Genomic DNA, 14,833 nt, shown 5'->3' on the forward strand with positions numbered 1-14,833 from the left:
TCAAAGACCTTTATGTGCAAGCATCGGTCCCAGCGGACGCCCGCCCAGCAGATGCATATGAATATGGTAAACTTCCTGACCGCCATGACGGTTGCAGTTCATAATCAGACGATAACCGTCTTCAGCAATGCCTTCCTGCTCAGCGATTTTCGCTGCCACCGTAAGCATACGGCCTAATGCCACTTCATGCTCGGTTTTCACATCATTTACGGTAGGAATCAGAATATTGGGAATGATAAGGATGTGCGTCGGTGCCTGCGGTGAAATGTCCCGGAAAGCCGTCACCAGCTCATCCTGATAGACGATATCCGACGGAATTTCGCGGCGGATAATTTTACTGAAAATGGTTTCTTCAGCCATGGCCTTTTCCTTTTATGTTTAATCTGGCGTGGTGCGTTCGCGACTAGCACACATCGTCTGTATTGCTGTGTGACGCAATTCAAGAGTATGAGCGACTTTCTCCTGTCCTTTCAACCTTCTCCCGCGATTTCTTTCCTGTTTGTACACCGGCTGGCTGGAGAGTAACCACCGACACATGCTTACACACTGAAACCTTATTTCAAAACCGTCTGAAACATCTGTTTACAGCGCTAATCACAATGCGTATATTTCGCATTTGCATTTACATGCGCATTTTTAACATAGAAAACGACCTCAGCCCGTGCTAGCGGGACTGACGCACACAACTTTCACCATTCATTAAGGGTTTGATGATGTCTTTCATTAATCATACCAGGGATGGGCAACGTCAGCCTGTCGCAACACCTTCGTTGCTGGCAGCCTGCATTGCTATGGCATTGACGCCTACTATAAGTTTTGCCGCTTCTGAGACAGAAGATACTGTCGTTGTTGATGGCGGTTTTGATAACGCGCAGGACCCAACAACCAGCCAGGATCAGGACTACAGCGTCAAAACCACCACCACCGGCACCAAATTGCTGCTCGTGCCGCGCGATATTCCGCAGTCCGTCAGCGTGATTAGCCAACAGCGTATGCAGGACCAGGAGCTGAACACCATCGGGCAGGTTCTGGATAACACAACTGGCGTCAGCGCCTCCCGCATTGATACCAGCCGTACTAACTTTTACGCACGTGGTTTCTTCATAAGCAACTTTGCCTATGAAGATATGCCAACATTCCTCGATAACCGCTGGAACTTTGGCGATACCGCGGGCGATACGGCAATCTACGATAAAATCGAAGTGGTACGTGGCGCAGCGGGATTGATGAGCGGTACGGGTAACCCTTCCGCTTATGTCAACATGGTGCGTAAACATGCCGACAGTAAAGCGTTTAAGGGGTCGGTATCCGCCACCTATGGCAGCTGGGACAAACAGCGCTACGTGCTGGATCTGCAGGCTCCGCTGACTGAATCAGGCAATGTGCGTGGCCGCGTCATCACGGGTTATCAGGATAATGATTCCTGGGTTGAGCGTAACCACTATCGCAAGAAGTTTATTTATGGTGTTGTTGATGCCGACCTGACTGACTCGACTACGCTCTCCGTGGGTTATGACTACCAGGAAAGTGAAGAAGATAGCCCAACCTGGGGCGGCTTCCCTTCCCTGTTTAGCGATGGCAGCAAGACACATTTCCGTCGCGGCTTTAACACCGCAGCCGACTGGACGTATTCCAATAAGGACTCAACGAAAGTCTTTGCCAACCTGACTCAACGTTTTGATAACGGCTGGGAAGCGAAGATTAACGCCATGCATGCTGAAACGAACTTCGACAGCAAGCTGATGTACATTGATGGTTACCCGGACAAAACGACCGGCCTGTACGATGCCTCCCTCTATCAGGGCGCATGGGGCGGCTGGAACCGCGGTGAGCGTAAACAGGACTCGGTGGATGCATTCGTTCGTGGTGGATACGATCTGCTGGGGCGTCAGCATGAGCTGATGCTGGGCGGTAGCTATAGTCGTCAGCGTAATAACTATGACAACTCTTATCCGGTCAATGACAATTACGGTCTGATGGATGTGGGCAGCATCTACGATTATAACGGTAAACTGGCCGATCCCGCCTGGTCTGATTTTGCGCTTTACCAGCGTGACGTGATTCGTCAGAAATCAGTGTATGCCGCCACGCGCCTTTCCCTGGCCGACCCGCTTCACCTGATCCTGGGCGCACGTTATACCGAGTGGAGCGCCAAGTACAATCTGGAGCGTAAGCCGGACGAGATCCGCAACGCGAAGTTTGATGACGTTACCCCTTACGCCGGGCTGATTTACGATATTGACGATACGTGGTCGGTCTACACGAGCTATACCTCCATCTTCCAGCCTTCCGGCCAGCGCGATATCAACAGCAAGTTTATCGATCCAACGACCGGGAAAAGCTATGAAGCTGGCGTGAAAGGTGACTGGTTCAACACCCGACTGACCGCCTCCCTCTCCGTCTTCCGCATCGAACAGGACAATGTTGCGGTGAATACTGGCGTCACTATCCCTGGCTCCGGCGGACAAAGCGCATATAAATCGATAGATGGTACGGTGAGCAAAGGCGTAGAGTTTGAGCTGAACGGCGCATTGACCGACAACTGGCAGTTGACCTTCGGCGGCAGCCGCTACATTGCGGAAGATGAAGACGGCAATGCGGTTAACCCGCAGCAGCCTCGCACGACGCTTAAGCTGTTCACCCGTTACCAGCTTCCAATGCTGCCTGAGCTGACGGTTGGCGGTGGTGCCCGCTGGCAGAATAAAACCTGGTATGACTTCGAAACGCCGGGTCCCAATGGCGTTAAGAAGATCACTCAGGATGGTTATACCGTCGTGGATCTGTTTACCCGCTACCAGGTCACCAAAAACTTTGCGATACAGGGCAACCTGAACAACGTCTTCGACAAAGAATATTATGACTATCTGGGAACCTACGGCGTCTATGGGGCACCGCGTAACTTCTCCGTAAGCGGAAGCTACAGTTTCTAAGTTATCAGCAACGACAAAGGGAGCCTGCAGGCTCCCTTTTTTATATGAAGATTAACACCCGTAAAAAAGGCAGCCATTCGGCTGCCTTAGTCTCCCCAGGTCACAACTTAGTTGTTGCGGATGTACTCATCCATTTCTGTTTTCAGGTTATCGGATTTCGTACCGAAGATAGCCTGAACACCAGAACCTGCAACAACAACGCCCGCTGCACCCAGTTTTTTCAGGCCAGGCTGGTCAACTTTTGCCACGTCAGCAACGCTCACACGCAGACGAGTGATACACGCGTCCAGGTTAGTGATGTTTTCTTTACCGCCGAACGCTGCAACCAGAGCCGGAGCCATTTCGCTGGTCGCGCCAGCTTTAGTGTCTTCAGACGCATCTTCACGGCCTGGGGTTTTCAGGTCCAGTGCTTTAATCAGCACGCGGAAGATGGTGTAGTACACAACGGCGTAGCACGCACCCACGATTGGGAACAGCCACAGTTTGCTGCTGTTACCGGACAGAACGATAAAGTCGATCAGACCGTGAGAGAAGGACGTACCGTCACGCATACCCAGCAGGATACAGATTGGGAACGCCAGACCCGCCAGAATCGCGTGAATGATGTACAGAATCGGCGCAACGAACATGAAGGAGAACTCGATCGGCTCGGTGATACCGGTCAGGAACGAGGTCAACGCTGCGGAGATCATGATACCGCCCACTTTTGCACGGTTCTCTGGTTTAGCAGAGTGCCAGATTGCAATCGCCGCGGCTGGCAGGCCGTACATTTTGAACAGGAAGCCACCAGACAGTTTACCTGCAGTTGGGTCGCCCGCCATGTAACGTGGGATATCACCGTGGAATACCTGACCTGCTGCGTTGGTGAATTCACCAATCTGCATCTGGAATGGAACGTTCCAGATGTGGTGCAGACCAAATGGCACCAGGCAACGCTCGATGAAGCCGTAGATACCAAACGCCACAACCGGGTTCTGGTAAGCAGCCCACTGAGAGAAGGTCTGGATAGCGGAACCGATTGGTGGCCAGATGAAGGACAGGATCACGCCAGTGAAAATCGCGGCCAGACCAGAGATGATCGGAACGAAACGCTTGCCCGCGAAGAAGCCCAGATACTCAGGCAGCTTGATGCGATAGAAGCGGTTGAACATATACGCTGCAATCGCACCGGAGATGATACCGCCGAGAACACCGGTATCAGCCAGGTGTTTCGCTGCGATCTCTTCAGCAGGTAAATGCAGAACCAGCGGCGCAACCACAGCCATGGTTTTCACCATGATGCCGTAAGCGACAACGGCGGCCAGAGCGGATACACCGTCGTTATTGGTAAAGCCCAGAGCAACACCGATCGCGAAGATCAGCGGCATGTTAGCAAAAACAGAACCGCCTGCTTCGGCCATCACATGGGAAACTACGGCTGGCAGCCAGCTGAAGTTAGCAGAACCGACACCCAGCAGGATACCTGCGATAGGCAGTACGGATACTGGCAGCATCAGCGATTTACCGACCTTTTGCAGGTTAGCAAATGCATTCTTAAACATAATTGAGAGTGCTCCTGAGTATTTGTGCTTTTTTTTACGCTTTTCACGCATTGGCACGGGGGGAGTACCGTGCCGTGGACAGGACATCTAAGCGCCCTTTATTTATTACACAGAGTAAAATAAATCCCTCTGAGTTTGTTTGACGGCTATCACGTTTCAGCTTAAGACGGCCAAAAAACTTTCAGTTATTTACAAAAAGCATGTCTGGATGTGTCTAAAAACACCATCACCGCCCCAAATGAGGCGGTGAACTTTACTCGCTTTGTTTATTAATTACGAGCCTAAAAAAAACAGGTGTATCAGACAGATTGCAGGCGGGCGGGGTCAATGTGGAACAGGCTGGCGAAGTTTTCCGTCGTGGCGCGGGCAAGCTCATCAATGCTAACGCCCTTCAGGACAGCCATATATTCAGCCACATCTCTCGTCATGGCTGGCTGATTTTCTTTACCGCGGTGCGGCACCGGAGCCAGATACGGAGAGTCTGTTTCCACCAGAATGCGATCGAGCGGGACATAACGTGCAGCATCACGCAGTTGTTCAGCGTTACGGAATGTCACGATCCCCGAAAACGAGATATAAAACCCTAAATCAAGCAGCTTACCCGCCGTTTCTCTGTCTTCTGTGAAACAGTGTAGTACGCCCCCGCAATCCGTCACCTTTTCTTCCCGGAGGATATCAAGGGTGTCGGCACGCGCATCACGGGTATGCACCATGACAGGTTTGTTCAGCTCGCGGCCAATGCGGATATGGTTGCGGAAGGATTCCTGCTGACGCGGTTTAGTTTCCGGCGTGTAAAAATAGTCCAGCCCGGTTTCACCCATCGCGACCACGCCCTCTTCTGCCGCCAGGCGACGTAAATCGTCTACGTTGTACTCTTCATCCTGATTCAGCGGATGCACGCCACAGGAGAAGACGACGTTATCACGCACGCCTACCAGCTCACGCATGGAACGATATCCGGGCAGCGTGGTAGCGACGGCAAGGCAAAATTTCACATCGCGGGCGGCAGCTTTTGCCAGCACGTCATCGACGTTTTTATGCAGGGATTGATAATCCAGGCCATCAAGATGGCAGTGTGAGTCGACTAAAAACATAATGTCTCTCTCAGAGATGGGAAACAGGCGGTATCACGCCTGGTTGCAGGTAATGTTCAATACGCAGTAACCGATCGGTCAGTAAAAGCTCGCGATTAAGACCGACCACTGTCAAAAGTTGTTCGCGACTGTGGCAGACATCATGAAGGATAGCGCGCAAAGCCGTTCCCGACAGGCGATTTGCCAGGGTATTCAGCAAAGGCCAGACGTCGAGGTTTGTCAGTAGCGTCGCTCCTTGCTGGAGTTTAAGCGCATCCAGAAGTAAGGCCGCCAGCCAGTGTAAGCGTTCGGCCGCCTGATCGCTGTTCAGCGCAGGCAGTAAACTCAGCCAGTCACGGCTGTCCAGGGCCGATTCAACCGCGCGACAGAGCGTCTCGCGCTGTGTCCAGATGTCAGGTTGCAGCAATGCCAGCGCAGCTGCAGGTGCGCCGCTGCACAAGCGCAGAGCGGTCAACACCGCATCTTGTGACATTGTCACTTCTCGTTCAAGCCAGGCCAGCGCCCATGCTTCCTGGGGTACAGCAAGGTGGTGAAGCCGGCAACGGCTGCGCAATGTAGCCAGTAATCTTCCCGGTTCGCGGCATGACAGGAAGAACCAGGTTTTTTCCGGCGGTTCTTCAAGCGTTTTCAACAGCGCATTGGCTGCGGCTTCTGTCAGCAGTGCGGCATCTTTCAGCCAGACCACTTTTGCGCCGCCCAGACGCGCGTGCTCGTACAGTTTTTCACTGACCTCACGCACCGCATCAATGCCGAGCGTACTTTTGCCTTTCTCAGGCTCCAGCGTGTAATAGTCCGGATGCGTGCCCGCCTGCATCAGTTGGCAGCCGCGGCATTTGCCACAGCTTTTGTGCCCTTCCGGCTGCTGGCACATCAAAAAACGGGTGATGGCGTAGATCAACGCCTCATCGCCCATTCCCGGCAATGCCTGAATCAGTAACGCATGATGCCCCCGCCCCGCCTGATAGCTGTTGATCAGCTGTTCAAAGTGCGGGCGCAACCATGGATACCATTTCATGCCTGCTGCTCCTGTAACCACTGTGTGACCGTTGCCTGAATGTCACGCGTAACATCGTCCAGAGATTGCGTCGCATCAATGGTGCGAATCGAACGATCCTGTCCGGCCAGTTCAAGATAGCGCGCGCGGGTGCGATTAAAGAAATCGAAGGATTCCTGCTCGATGCGGTCCAGCTCTCCGCGCGCGCGGGCGCGCTTCAACCCTACTTCCGGCGTCACGTCGAGATAAAGCGTCAGGTCTGGACGGAAATCGCCCAGCACTGCGTCGCGCAATGTCGCGAGCATCGTCTGGTCAATACCACGACCACCGCCCTGATACGCCTGCGTCGACAGGTCGTGACGGTCGCCAATCACCCATTTGCCTTCCGCCAGCGCAGGCTTGATGACCGTCTCCACCAGTTGTACACGCGCCGCGTAGAACATCAGCACTTCGGCTTTGTCAGTAATCACCTCGTCGCCAACGGATTTGATATCCAGCACCAGGCTGCGCAGTTTTTCAGCCAGCTGCGTGCCACCCGGCTCTCGGGTGAAAACCATCTCCGCGACACCGAGCGATTTCAGCGTATCAACCACCACATTGCGGGCCGTGGTTTTACCCGCCCCTTCGAGTCCCTCAATGACAATGTATTTACTGCGCATTTTTTTCCTTAAGTGCCTTCAGATAGTCCTGAACAGAACGATTATGGCTGGCAAGGTTGGTGTTAAAGGTATGCCCCCCTTTTCCGTCAGCCACAAAATAGAGATACGGTGTTTTTGCCGGGTGTGCAGCGGCTCGCAATGAGGCTTCACCTGGTGTCGCAATCGGACCTGGCGGCAGGCCGTTAATCACGTAGGTATTATACGCCGTTGGCGTCTCCAGATCTTTTCTGGAAATTTTGCCGCTATAACGCTCGCCCATCCCGTAGATTACCGTTGGGTCGGTTTGCAGACGCATGCCAATGCGCAGGCGGTTGATAAACACGGAGGCAACCTGGTCACGCTCGGCGGCAACCGCCGTCTCTTTTTCGATGATGGAGGCCATCGTGACAAACTGGTTTTGATCTTTATACGGCAAGCCATCTGCCCGACCTTCCCACGCTGACGCTACCGCTGCGACCATTTTTTTATGCGCACGCTTGAGAATAGCCACATCCGTGGTACCTGCCGTGTACATCCAGGTATCAGGCCAGAACCAGCCCTCCACCCACTCAGGATGTTCAAATTTCAGTACCTCGGCCACCGTCTCGTAGCGATCATCTTTCAGCGTGTGTTTGATATAAGGCGCATCACGCAACTGTTTGAGATAATCGCTCAGGCGCATACCTTCAACAAAACGCAGCGGGAACTGAGCCTCTTTACCGCTCTCCAGCAATTGCAGCATTTCTCTGACGGTCATGCCAGGCGTAAAGCGATAGGTTCCGGCCTTAAAGTGCGACAAATCAGGCTCAATACGCAGCAACCACTGGAATACCCGCGGGCGGTTAATAATCTTGTCACCATAAAGCTGTTCGCCAAGCGCCTGACGCCCGGTGCCTGCTTTAAGAGTAAAAATCGTCTCGTCTTTAATCAGGATCTTACTGTCCGCCAGCTGGCGAACCTTCCACACTCCCGCTCCGCCAGCGATACCCAGCACAACAATAAGGAGGAGGACAAAGCGCAACATTTTCTTCATGACTATCTGGTTTGCTCACATAACGGGGCTAAAAACTGAAACAGTTCGCGGGATGACCAGCACAGGCGATCATAAGCGCGAACGGGCACCACGGGCATCAGCGCATTGCAAATAACAACTTCATCCGCTGACAGGAGCGCCTCTTCCCTTGCGCTCACTTCGACAACGTGAAAGCCAGAGTGTGCCAGCTGTTGCAAACAAAATTGACGCATAATGCCGTTTACACCGGCCTGTTTCAGCGAAGGCGTGAAGACATCACGTCCTTTACGCCAGAGTAAATTAGCCGCACAGCATTCCGTAATGAACCCTTCGCTGTCAAGGACCAGAGCCTCGTCAGCGTCCGTCTGCTCAAGATGAGTACGAATAAGCACCTGTTCAAGCCGGTTGAGGTGTTTTAATCCTGCAAGCATCGGATTTCTTCCCAGGCGTACCGGGCTTAACGCCAGCGTAATGCCATCATGTCGCCAGCGGGCATAGTGGGCCGGGTAATCAGAAACAGAGAGAATTCTCGTCGGATGTTGGCAACTGGCACTGCTGTAGCCCCGGCCACCGCTCCCGCGACTGATAATCACTTTTAACACACCGCTGACTTTAGTTGACGCAAGCTGGCGCATTTCACGCTGAAGCGTCTCCCACTGAATGAAGGGGATCAGCAATTTTTCGCAGGTATGTTGCAGACGCAGAATATGGGCATCTGGCAGGCATACCTCTCCGTTGAGGATGCGGGCCGTTGTGAAGCAGCCATCGCCAAACTGAATCGCCCTGTCGCTTGCAGGCAGAAAATCGTGCTCAAGGCCATTGATTAAAAACATGATGTCTCCCGATGCGTGGGGTTCAGTCTGGCAGGATGTCTTTGACCGGACAAGGGGATTACGCTTAATAAAAAAGGCCCGACATGCGGACCTTTTTTAATCGCTATCGTGCAGTCAGGCTCAGACCTTTTTGAAGATCAGAGAGCCGTTCGTGCCACCGAAGCCGAAGGAGTTACACAGGGTGTACTCCATACCGCTAACCTGGCGTGCTTCGTGTGGAACGAAGTCCAGATCGCAACCTTCATCCGGGTTATCCAGATTGATGGTTGGCGGAACAGCCTGATCGCGCAGCGCAAGGATAGAGTAGATAGACTCTACCGCACCCGCTGCACCCAACAGGTGACCGGTCATGGATTTCGTCGAGCTCACCATTACGCGGCTGGCAGATTCACCGAAGATAGACTTAACAGCCTGCGCTTCTGCTTTATCGCCTGCCGGAGTAGACGTACCGTGCGCATTGACGTAGCCAATCTGAGCGGGTGTGATACCCGCATCGCGAATGGCATTCGCCATTGCCAGCGCAGCACCCGCACCGTTTTCCGGTGGTGACGTCATGTGGTAAGCATCGCTACTCATACCGAAACCAACGATTTCAGCATAAATTTTCGCACCGCGTTTTTTAGCGTGTTCGTACTCTTCCAGTACGATCATGCCCGCACCATCGCCCAGCACAAAACCATCTCGGTCTTTATCCCACGGACGGCTCGCCGCCTGAGGGTTATCGTTGCGGGTAGAGAGCGCACGCGCTGCACCGAAGCCACCGACACCCAGTGGGGTACTGGCTTTTTCAGCACCGCCCGCCACCATAGCATCTGCATCGCCGTACGCGATCATACGCGCGGCCTGGCCGATGTTATGTACGCCAGACGTACAGGCTGTTGCGATGGAAATGCTTGGACCACGCAGGCCATACATGATGGTCAGGTGACCTGCCACCATGTTAACAATCGTGGACGGAACAAAGAACGGGCTGATCTTACGCGGGCCGCCATTCATCAGCGATGTATGGTTTTCCTCGATCAGACCAAGACCGCCAATCCCGGAGCCGATAGCAGCGCCGATACGGGTTGCGTTCTCTTCCGTAATTTCAAGGCCAGAATCCTGCATGGCCTGAACGCCAGCGACAATTCCATATTGAATGAAGGCATCCATCTTGCGCTGTTCTTTGCGCGAGATGATCTCTTCACAGTTAAAATCCTTTACTAAGCCAGCAAATTTCGTTGCATAGGCGCTAGTATCGAAATGGTCGATTAGGCTGATGCCGCTCTGACCGGCAAGGAGAGCTTTCCAGGTGGACTCTACGGTATTGCCGACAGGAGACAACATGCCAAGTCCGGTCACAACTACACGACGCTTAGACACGTTTGTCCTCCAGGGAGGGATAAAAAAAGAGATTCGTGGGACTAAAAAAGATAAAACTCAGGCGGTCGAATGACCGCCTGGAGATGTTCACTTACGCCTGGTGACCGTTGATGTAATCAATGGCAGCCTGAACGGTGGTGATTTTCTCAGCTTCTTCGTCCGGAATCTCAGTATCAAACTCTTCTTCCAGAGCCATTACCAGCTCAACGGTGTCAAGAGAATCTGCGCCCAGGTCTTCAACGAAGGAAGCGGAGTTCACAACTTCTTCCTGCTTAACGCCCAGCTGTTCGCCGATAATTTTCTTAACGCGTTCTTCGATAGTGCTCATACTCTTAAATTTCCTATCAAAACTCGCTTTCGCGATGGTTTTCGTAGTGTATAAAATGTTGAAAAATTTGCAACTAAATCCCGGCAGGTCTTACCACGATTTTACGTTATTTTGAGGCCAACCCCTACAATAACGCAAATATTTTTCATCGTGGTTAAACCATGTACATCCCGCCGTTGACGTGGAGGGTCTCACCAGTGATGTAACCCGCTTCGTCAGAGGCTAAAAATGCAACCGCGCTGGCGATTTCTTTAGGGTCACCAAGACGACCCGCCGGAACTGCCGCCAGCGTACCCGCACGCTGATCTTCAGTCAGCGCACGCGTCATGTCCGTTTCAATAAAGCCCGGAGCAACAACGTTTACAGTAATCCCGCGGGACGCGACTTCACGCGCCAGCGATTTACTGAAACCAATCAGACCTGCTTTCGCCGCAGCGTAGTTAGCCTGACCAGCATTTCCCATGGTACCAACCACAGAACCAACAGTGATAATGCGACCATGACGCTTCTTCATCATAGCGCGCATTACCGCTTTTGACAGACGGAATACAGATGACAGGTTGGTTTCGATAATATCGTTCCACTCATCATCTTTCATTCGCATCAGCAGGTTGTCGCGAGTGATCCCGGCATTATTGACCAGAATATCCACTTCGCCAAACTCTGCGCGAATATTTTCCAGAACAGATTCGATAGATGCAGGTTCGGTCACATTCAGTACCAGACCTTTGCCGTTCGCACCCAGATACTCGCTGATGGCCTGAGCGCCCTTCTCGCTGGTTGCTGTACCGATCACTTTCGCGCCGCGCGCAACCAGTGTTTCAGCAATTGCACGCCCGATACCACGGCTTGCGCCGGTGACCAGTGCGATTTTTCCTTCAAAACTCATGGTATTCCTCTTTTATTGCGAGAGTGCCGCTGACAGTGCTTCCGGCTCGTTAATCGCCGAAGCCGTCAGGGTGTCAACAATACGTTTTGTCAGACCGGTGAGGACCTTACCAGGGCCGACTTCATACAGATGCTCAACGCCCTGTGAGGCCATAAACTCAACGGTTTTGGTCCACTGTACCGGGCTGTAGAGCTGGCGAACCAGTGCATTACGGATAGCCTCTGGCGCAGTTTCGCATTTCACATCGACGTTGTTTACAACGGAAATCGTCGGTGCGTTGAAGGTGATTTTTTCCAGTTCAACCGCCAGTTTATCAGCAGCGGGCTTCATCAGCGCACAGTGCGAAGGTACGCTCACTGGCAGCGGCAGAGCACGTTTCGCACCCGCGGCTTTACAGGCAGCCCCCGCACGTTCAACCGCTTCTTTATGACCGGCGATAACCACCTGGCCTGGCGAGTTGAAGTTCACCGGCGAGACGACCTGACCTTCGGCGGATTCTTCACACGCTTTTGCAATAGCGGCATCATCAAGGCCGATAATGGCAGACATGCCACCCGTTCCTTCCGGCACCGCTTCCTGCATGAATTTACCGCGCAGCTCAACCAGACGTACCGCGTCCGCAAACGCGATCACGCCTGCACATACCAGCGCAGAGTATTCACCCAGACTATGGCCCGCGAGCAACGCTGGCGCTTTGCCGCCCTGCTGCTGCCAGACACGCCACAGCGCAACGGAGGCGGTCAGCAACGCTGGCTGAGTCTGCCAGGTTTTGTTCAGCTCTTCGGCCGGGCCCTGCTGAGCCAACGCCCACAGATCATAACCCAGCGCGTCGGACGCTTCACGGAAAGTCTCTTCGATTACCGGATAATTTGCTGCCATTTCAGACAACATCCCAACGGTTTGAGATCCCTGACCGGGAAACACAAAAGCAAATTGCGTCATCTTTTAGTCCTTATACTAGAAACGAACCAGCGCGGAACCCCAGGTGAAACCACCACCGAAGGCTTCAAGCAAGACCAGTTGGCCCCGTTTGATTCGTCCATCGCGTACCGCTTCATCAAATGCGCACGGTACAGACGCCGCAGAGGTGTTGCCGTGACGATCGAGGGTCACAACAACGTTGTCCATTGACATGCCCAGTTTTTTAGCCGTCGCGCTGATGATGCGCAGGTTCGCCTGATGCGGCACCAACCAGTCGAGCGCGGTGCGTTCAAGGTTATTCGCTTCCAGCGTTTCGTCAACGATGTGCGCCAGCTCGGTCACGGCCACTTTGAACACTTCGTTACCTGCCATTGTCAGGTAAATTGAGCTGTCCGGATTAACGCGATCGGCGTTCGGCAGCGTTAACAGTTCGCCATAGCGACCGTCAGCATGCAGATGCGTGGAGATGATGCCCGGCTCTTCGGACTGCCCCAGCAGTACCGCACCCGCGCCATCACCAAAAATAATGATCGTACCGCGATCGGTTGGGTCACAGGTACGTGCCAGCACGTCGGCACCAATGACCAGTGCATACTTCACGGAACCGGATTTAACATACTGATCGGCAATGCTCAGCGCGTAGGTAAAACCTGCGCAGGCAGCGGCAACGTCAAACGCCGGGCAGCCTTTAATACCCAGCATGTTTTGCACCTGGCACGCCGCGCTTGGAAACGCATGCGTGGCAGACGTCGTGGCGACCACGATCAAACCAATCTCTTCTTTATCGATCCCAGCCATCTCAAGCGCGCGCTGTGCGGCTTCGTAACCCATGGTGGAAACCGTTTCGTCTGGCGCGGCGATACGACGTTCACGGATACCTGTGCGCGTGACAATCCACTCGTCAGACGTATCTACCATTTTTTCCAGATCGGCGTTGGTTCGCACCTGTTTTGGCAGATAGCTGCCGGTACCAATAATCTTCGTATACATGTACGCTCAGTCACTTTTAGCTAATACAGATTCCAGGCGAGCGGCAATCCGCTGAGGGACTTGTCGCTGCACCGCCTGCACTGCCTGTTCAATCGCGACGGAAAATGCTCGCTGATTGGCAGCACCGTGACTCTTAATCACAATGCCGCGCAATCCTAACAGACAGGCGCCATTATACTGGTCGGGGTTGAGGTGACTGAATCGCCGCGTCAGGCTTTTTTGTAACCAACGCTTTAATAAAATCAGCCACCAGGACCTTTTTTTCCCCTCTCCCTGCGATTTCAGCAGAGAAAGAAACATTCTCACCACCCCTTCCATGGTCTTCAACGTTACGTTTCCGGTGAAGCCATCGCAGACCAGGACATCCGTTTTGCCCGTCAGCAACTCATTAGCTTCGAGATAACCAATATAGTTGATGGAGGGCACCTGTTTGAGTATTTCCGCAGCATCGCGAATACTGTCCAGGCCTTTCGTCTCTTCTTCACCAATATTCAGTAATGCAACGCGGGGGGAGTTGATCCCGACCACTTCTTCTGCCAGCACCGACCCCATAACGGCAAACTGAGCCAGCATTGTACTATCACAATCAACGTTAGCACCCAAATCGAGCACCACCGTTTTGCCCTTTTGTTGATGCGGTAATACCGTCACCAGCGCCGGACGCTCAATACCCTCAATGGGCCTGAGCAGTAATTTCGACAGCCCCATCAGCGCGCCGGTATTCCCCGCACTGACGCAAGCCTGCGCTCGCCCTTCTTTCACCAGCTCCAGCGCGATGCGCATAGAACTGCCGCGGCTATTGCGAATAGCCTGCGAGGGGCGCGCATCACTGGCAATAACTGACTGCGCAGGAATAATCTGCAGACGTGAACGTTGTTCGAAGTCAGCTTTTGCAAGTAATGGCGTGATTGTGTCGGGATTGCCGACTAAAAGAAGTGTGAGTTGCGAATTAGAATCCAGTGCCTGCAATGCTGCAGGCACTGTCACGGAAGGGCCAAAATCTCCCCCCATGACATCTAACGCCAGGGTTAGACGTGTCAAGGTATCGTCGCAGCCTGGTTCGGTAAATTCCCCGTTTGCACGGGGAGTTCCTCACTAAGCCTAATCACGCTGACGCGTGATTACTTAGTGATAACCTTGCGGCCGCGGTAGAAACCGTCAGCAGTGATGTGGTGACGCAGGTGTTTCTCACCAGAAGTCTTGTCTACAGACAGGCTGGTAACTGCAGTCAGCGCGTCATGGGAACGACGCATGCCACGTTTGGAACGGGTTGGTTTATTCTGTTGTACGGCCATGGACCT

The 14,833-nt window shown here is 53.3% G+C and carries 15 protein-coding genes; 1 reads left to right on the plus strand and 14 read right to left on the minus strand.

Annotated features, from left to right (window positions below):
• Entirely contained in the window at positions 1-360 is a 360-nt protein-coding gene (gene hinT, locus ABGB15_RS12800) for a purine nucleoside phosphoramidase (RefSeq protein WP_006809243.1), read from the minus strand.
• A gap of 353 nt (positions 361-713) precedes the next feature.
• Here hinT and fhuE point away from each other — a divergent pair, with 353 nt between their 5' ends.
• Positions 714-2,930: a ferric-rhodotorulic acid/ferric-coprogen receptor FhuE gene (fhuE, locus tag ABGB15_RS12805; protein ID WP_152084217.1), complete on the plus strand. Its 2,217-nt coding sequence runs from the start codon at positions 714-716 to the stop codon at positions 2,928-2,930.
• A 107-nt stretch (positions 2,931-3,037) separates the two neighbouring features.
• Here fhuE and ptsG read toward each other — a convergent pair whose 3' ends face one another.
• The 13 genes from ptsG to rpmF form a co-directional block, all read right to left on the minus strand.
• Positions 3,038-4,471, minus strand: a complete 1,434-nt coding sequence (ptsG, locus tag ABGB15_RS12810; RefSeq protein ID WP_152084216.1) for a PTS glucose transporter subunit IIBC — start codon at positions 4,469-4,471, stop codon at positions 3,038-3,040.
• A gap of 299 nt (positions 4,472-4,770) precedes the next feature.
• Positions 4,771-5,565 (minus strand): metal-dependent hydrolase, encoded by a 795-nt coding sequence (locus ABGB15_RS12815; protein ID WP_369064190.1) that lies wholly within the window; start codon positions 5,563-5,565, stop codon positions 4,771-4,773.
• 10 nt (positions 5,566-5,575) lie between these two features.
• Positions 5,576-6,580 (minus strand): DNA polymerase III subunit delta', encoded by a 1,005-nt coding sequence (holB, locus tag ABGB15_RS12820; RefSeq protein ID WP_215722966.1) that lies wholly within the window; start codon positions 6,578-6,580, stop codon positions 5,576-5,578.
• Positions 6,577-7,218, minus strand: coding sequence for a dTMP kinase (gene tmk, locus ABGB15_RS12825; protein WP_152084213.1), 642 nt, complete (start codon positions 7,216-7,218; stop codon positions 6,577-6,579). Before tmk ends, holB begins: the two co-directional genes overlap by 4 nt.
• Positions 7,208-8,230: a cell division protein YceG gene (gene yceG / locus ABGB15_RS12830; protein ID WP_152084212.1), complete on the minus strand. Its 1,023-nt coding sequence runs from the start codon at positions 8,228-8,230 to the stop codon at positions 7,208-7,210. Before yceG ends, tmk begins: the two co-directional genes overlap by 11 nt.
• Before the next feature lie 2 nt (positions 8,231-8,232).
• The gene (gene pabC / locus ABGB15_RS12835; protein WP_215722967.1) at positions 8,233-9,042 is read right to left on the minus strand and encodes an aminodeoxychorismate lyase; all 810 of its coding nucleotides are present in this window, start codon (positions 9,040-9,042) and stop codon (positions 8,233-8,235) included.
• A gap of 120 nt (positions 9,043-9,162) precedes the next feature.
• Positions 9,163-10,404 (minus strand): beta-ketoacyl-ACP synthase II, encoded by a 1,242-nt coding sequence (fabF, locus tag ABGB15_RS12840; protein WP_152084210.1) that lies wholly within the window; start codon positions 10,402-10,404, stop codon positions 9,163-9,165.
• A gap of 91 nt (positions 10,405-10,495) precedes the next feature.
• Positions 10,496-10,732, minus strand: a complete 237-nt coding sequence (gene acpP, locus ABGB15_RS12845) for an acyl carrier protein (RefSeq protein WP_003857954.1) — start codon at positions 10,730-10,732, stop codon at positions 10,496-10,498.
• A gap of 154 nt (positions 10,733-10,886) precedes the next feature.
• Positions 10,887-11,621, minus strand: coding sequence for a 3-oxoacyl-ACP reductase FabG (gene fabG / locus ABGB15_RS12850; RefSeq protein ID WP_152084209.1), 735 nt, complete (start codon positions 11,619-11,621; stop codon positions 10,887-10,889).
• Between the two features lie 12 nt (positions 11,622-11,633).
• Positions 11,634-12,563, minus strand: coding sequence for an ACP S-malonyltransferase (gene fabD / locus ABGB15_RS12855; RefSeq protein ID WP_152084208.1), 930 nt, complete (start codon positions 12,561-12,563; stop codon positions 11,634-11,636).
• Positions 12,564-12,578: 15 nt separating this feature from the next.
• Positions 12,579-13,532 carry a beta-ketoacyl-ACP synthase III gene (locus ABGB15_RS12860; RefSeq protein WP_152084207.1) on the minus strand — a complete coding sequence of 318 codons (954 nt, stop codon included), beginning with the start codon at positions 13,530-13,532 and terminating at the stop codon, positions 12,579-12,581.
• A gap of 6 nt (positions 13,533-13,538) precedes the next feature.
• Positions 13,539-14,573 (minus strand): phosphate acyltransferase PlsX, encoded by a 1,035-nt coding sequence (gene plsX, locus ABGB15_RS12865; protein WP_152084206.1) that lies wholly within the window; start codon positions 14,571-14,573, stop codon positions 13,539-13,541.
• Positions 14,574-14,653: 80 nt separating this feature from the next.
• Entirely contained in the window at positions 14,654-14,827 is a 174-nt protein-coding gene (gene rpmF / locus ABGB15_RS12870; protein ID WP_003857964.1) for a 50S ribosomal protein L32, read from the minus strand.
• Positions 14,828-14,833 lie beyond the last annotated feature (6 nt).

Origin of the sequence: Enterobacter sp. MALB-1, from assembly GCF_041021625.1 — a bacterium.
GTDB classification, from domain to species: domain Bacteria; phylum Pseudomonadota; class Gammaproteobacteria; order Enterobacterales; family Enterobacteriaceae; genus Enterobacter; species Enterobacter oligotrophicus.